Genomic DNA, 4901 nt, shown 5'->3' on the forward strand with positions numbered 1-4901 from the left:
ATATAGAAACTGCCGTAGATGGGGACGTCTCATTGCCGTCAAGCCACACATAGGTTACGGGTATATCCTCTGAATAGTCGATTTCGATTGTAAAATCTTCCACTGACGTCGGCTCACGCCACGAAAGTATGTAATCCTGCTGTACACGTTTAGGAATATGTATTTCAAATCTTACTAGGCAATTGCTAATGTATGGGTATACATATCCACATTCTGCAATGTCGTCTGTTATATTTTGCGGCTTATAGCTCGAATCTACAACAGTGTTGTCTTCTATTTCGATCTCAAAATTCTTCACCAACTTGTCCGATAAGATGTAATCTTTCAAATCAGCGAAATACAATTCCCGGCTTAACTCGCCTTCAGGTCTTAAACTGGCAAAATTAAAGCACCCAATTCCAAACGCCAAGTGGCTCTTGCCCTGTCGATTGGTCGAGCCTGGCTTTGTAGATTGTTGCAACGTGCTGGTTGGTCCCGCTTTTGAAACATTCGGCCCAACGCCAGTTTTACGCCGCTCCATCGGTTCGCTCCCCCTAGAAAAGCTCAGACTACGGAGCAGTGGCAGCGTAATCAAGTCTGGTCAAAACTGTATATTAAATAGCAGACGTAGCGAACAACAGCAGGATGGTGCCTGGCTAAGCGCAATGGACTACACCACGGCGTTGCATTGGTGTAACATGGGCTACACGGCTAAGTCCCCACGATGTGCAGCGACGGGTCGGCGAGTGATCTAACCGATTTTGGAGAGGATGGATCGTCACTCAGCGCCAGGTATCGGTTATCGGTGGATCACAGATAGGCGCCGGCGCTGCCCCTCGTCCGCCTGCCGGCACCTTCTCCCCGTGGAACGGGGAGAAGGGAGTTAATCTCTAAGCAAAATACTCCTGCAGCGGCCGCACTTCCAGGCTCCCCGCCTTCAGCGCCGCAATCGCCTCGGCCACCGCCGCAGCACCCGACAGGGTCGTATAATACGGCACCTTCTGCATCAGCGTGGCGCGCCGGAGCGACTTGGAGTCCGACACCGCCTTCTGGCCGTCCGTCGTGTTGAAGACGATCTGGACCTGGCGGTTGCGGATGGCGTCCTCGATGTGGGGGCGGCCTTCCAGCACCTTGTTGATCTTTTCGGCCACCACGCCGTTCTCGGCGAGGAAGCGGGCCGTGCCCGATGTTGCCATCACCTTGAAGCCGAGGCCGGCCAGGCGCTTGACCGCCGGCAATATGCCCTTCTTGTCCTCGTCGCGCACCGAGACGAACAGCGTGCCGGAGCGTGGCAGGTCGACGCCGGCGCCGAGCTGGCTCTTGGCGAAGGCGAGCGCGAAGTCGCGGTCGAGGCCCATGACCTCGCCGGTCGAGCGCATTTCCGGGCCAAGCAGGATGTCGACGCCGGGGAAGCGGGCGAAGGGGAATACGGCTTCCTTGACAGCGATGTGGCCGGGATTCCTGGGGTCGGGCATGGCGCCATAATGGGCGAAGGCGTCTTCCAGCGTCTCGCCGGCCATGATGCGGGCGGCGATTTTGGCGATCGGCCGGCCGACGGTCTTGGCGACGAAGGGCACTGTGCGCGATGCGCGCGGGTTGACCTCCAGCACATAGACCGTGCCGTCCTTGATCGCGTACTGAACGTTCATCAGGCCGCCGACATTGAGCGCACGGGCAAGGGCCGCCGTCTGGCGTTCGAGCTCGTCGACGAGCTCCGAAGGCAACGAGTGCACGGGGAGCGAGCAGGCACTGTCGCCCGAATGGATGCCGGCCTCCTCGATGTGTTCGAGAATGCCGGAGACGAAGGTCGCCTTGCCGTCGCAGAGGCAGTCGACATCGACCTCGATGGCGCCCGAGAGATAGGTGTCGAACAAAAGCGGGTTCTTGCCCAGCAGCGTGTTGATCTGGCCGGTCTTGTCGTTGGGGTATTTCTGCTTGATGTCCTCCGGCACCAGGCCGGGCACGGTGTCGAGCAGATAGGTCTGCAGCATGCTCTCGTCATGGATGATCTGCATGGCGCGGCCGCCGAGCACATAGGAGGGGCGCACCACCAGCGGGAAACCGAGTTCGCCGGCGACGAGGCGGGCCTGCTCCACCGAATAGGCGATGCCGTTCTTCGGCTGGCTGAGGCCAAGCTTGTGCAGCAGTTTCTGGAAGCGGTCGCGGTCCTCGGCCAGATCGATCATGTCGGGCGAGGTGCCGAGGATCGGGATGCCGGCCTTTTCCAGCGCGTCGGCCAGCTTCAGCGGCGTCTGACCGCCGAACTGGACGATGACGCCGACCAGCTCGCCCGAGGCCTGCTCGGCGCGCAGGATCTCCAGCACGTCCTCCGCCGTCAGCGGGTCGAAATAGAGCCGGTCCGACGTGTCGTAGTCGGTCGACACCGTCTCCGGGTTGCAGTTGACCATGATCGCTTCATAGCCGGCGTCGCGCAGCGCGAAGGCCGCATGGCAGCAGCAATAGTCGAACTCGATGCCCTGGCCGATGCGGTTCGGGCCGCCGCCGAGGATGACGACCTTCTTGCGCGACGAGACCTGCGCCTCGTTGGCGAGCGCGCCGGCAAACGGCACTTCATAGGTCGAGTACATGTAGGCGGTGGGCGAGGCGAATTCGGCCGCGCATGTGTCGATGCGCTTGTAGACGGGATGAACGTCGAGTCTTTCGCGGATCTTCGCCACGACTTCGGCGTCGGTTCTGGTCAGCGAGGCGAGGCGGGCGTCGGAGAAACCCATGGCCTTCAGCATGCGCAGATTGACGGCGTCGGCGGGCAAGCCGTGCTCGCGGATGCGGGCTTCCATGGCCAGGATGCCTGATATCTGCTCGAGGAACCACGGGTCGATCTTGCACATTGCGTGCACGTCTTCCAGCGAGGTGCCCATGCGGATCGCCTGCGCCACCATGCGCAGCCGGTCCGGCGTCGGCGTGCCGAGCGCGGCGCGGATGGCGTTGCGGTCGTCGGCATGGTTGGCAGCCGTCGCCCCGTGGCCGAGGCCGGGGATCTCGATCTCGTCGAGGCCGGTGAGGCCGGTTTCCAGCCCACGCAGCGCCTTCTGCAGCGATTCCTGGAAGGTGCGGCCGATGGCCATGACCTCGCCGACCGACTTCATGGCTGTTGTCAGCACCGGCTCGGCGCCGGGGAATTTCTCGAAGGCAAAGCGCGGGATCTTCGTCACCACGTAGTCGATCGACGGCTCGAAGGAGGCGGGCGTGGCGCCGCCGGTGATGTCGTTCTCCAGCTCATCCAGCGTGTAGCCGACGGCGAGTTTCGCGGCGATCTTGGCGATGGGGAAGCCGGTCGCCTTCGAGGCCAGCGCGGACGAGCGCGAGACGCGCGGGTTCATTTCGATGACGACGAGGCGGCCGTCGGCCGGGTTGACGGCGAACTGCACGTTGGAGCCGCCGGTCTCGACGCCGATCTCGCGCAGCACCGCGATCGAGGCGTTACGCATCATCTGGTACTCTTTGTCCGTGAGCGTCAGCGCCGGGGCGACGGTGATCGAGTCGCCCGTATGGACGCCCATCGGGTCGATGTTCTCGATCGAGCAGACGATGATGCAATTGTCCGCCTTGTCGCGGACGACCTCCATCTCGTACTCCTTCCAGCCGAGCACGCTTTCCTCGATCAGCACTTCGGTGGTCGGCGAGGCGTCGAGGCCGGACTGGACGATGTCGTAGAATTCGGCCCTGTTGTAGGCGATGCCGCCGCCGGTGCCGCCCATGGTGAAGGAGGGGCGGATGATGGCGGGCAGGCCGACATGGTCGAGCGCCTGGGCGGCGATCGCCATGGCATGGCTGATGTAGCGCTGCTTGCGGTCGCCTTCGCCGAGGTTCCAGCGGGTTTCCAGCGCGTCGAGTTCGGCGTCGAGGTTTTCCGGCTTCTCGGCCTTCAGTGCGGCGCGCTCGGCCTCGTGCGTCTTGCGGTCGGCATTCTTGACGTCGGTGGCGTTGGCCAGCATCGACTTCGGCGTTTCCAGGCCGATCTTGCTCATCGCTTCGCGGAACAGCGCGCGGTCCTCGGCCTTGTCGATGGCCGTGGCGTCGGCGCCGATCATCTCGACATTGTAGCGGTCGAGCACGCCCATGCGGCGCAGCGACAGGGCGGTGTTGAGCGCGGTCTGGCCGCCCATGGTCGGCAGCAGCGCGTCGGGCCGCTCCTTGGCGATGATCTTGGCGACCACCTCCGGCGTGATCGGCTCGATATAGGTGGCGTCGGCCAGTTCCGGGTCGGTCATGATGGTGGCCGGGTTGGAATTGACCAGGATGACGCGAAAACCCTCCTCCTTCAGCGCCTTGCAGGCCTGCGTTCCGGAATAGTCGAACTCGCAGGCCTGGCCAATGACGATGGGGCCGGCCCCGATGATCAGGATCGACTTGATGTCAGTGCGTCTTGGCATGTCATAGGTCCGTTCGGCGGGCGGCTTGCACAAAAAACCGGGACGGGAAGACCCGGCCGGTTGTGCTCGCGATTCTGGTATCAGGCTAGGTGGGCCTTATAGGGAAGAGTTTTGGCGGATGTAACCCCGAAAATGCGGGATCAGGCAGTGGGAATTGGGCAGTAGGGAATAGGCAACAGACGGCAGCGAAGTTTCAAGCGGCTCGAGCGAGCGCCTACTGCCCAATCCCTAGTGCCCAAACGCCACCGTGTCGGCGATCTCGAAGCGTTCGGAGACGCCGATGCGGATCATGCTCAGGCTGCCCTCGCGGGTGAAGCGGAATTCGCCCTTGGTGTCCGAGCCGGCCGGCAGGCCGGCATAGAAGGAGATGAGGCGCGTGCCGCCGTCGGGCCAGGTCACGGTTATGTCGGCCCTGTCGGCGCCTTTGTGCACGACGGCGGCCGCGCAGCGCTGCATCGGCTGTCCGACATAGCGGGCGCAGGGGATTTCGACGCCGCCCTGGGCAAGGGAGGTCGGCTGCGGCGGCAG

Annotated in this window: 2 protein-coding genes and 1 pseudogene; all 3 read right to left on the reverse strand. The window is 62.8% G+C overall.

The genetic code is table 11. From position 1 onward, the window contains the following. The coding region (locus tag C1D09_RS06750; protein WP_143973551.1) for a hypothetical protein at positions 1 to 520 on the reverse strand (520 nt) is incomplete at its 3' end. Positions 521 to 869: 349 nt separating this feature from the next. Beyond that, positions 870 to 4373, reverse strand: a complete 3504-nt coding sequence (carB, locus tag C1D09_RS06755) for a carbamoyl-phosphate synthase large subunit (RefSeq protein WP_143973552.1) — start codon at positions 4371 to 4373, stop codon at positions 870 to 872. A gap of 228 nt (positions 4374 to 4601) precedes the next feature. Continuing rightward, positions 4602 to 4901, reverse strand: a pseudogene (locus C1D09_RS06760) (SH3 domain-containing protein); the annotation flags it as partial.

The sequence above is a fragment of the Mesorhizobium intechi genome, assembly GCF_002879535.1.
Lineage (GTDB): Bacteria > Pseudomonadota > Alphaproteobacteria > Rhizobiales > Rhizobiaceae > Mesorhizobium > Mesorhizobium intechi.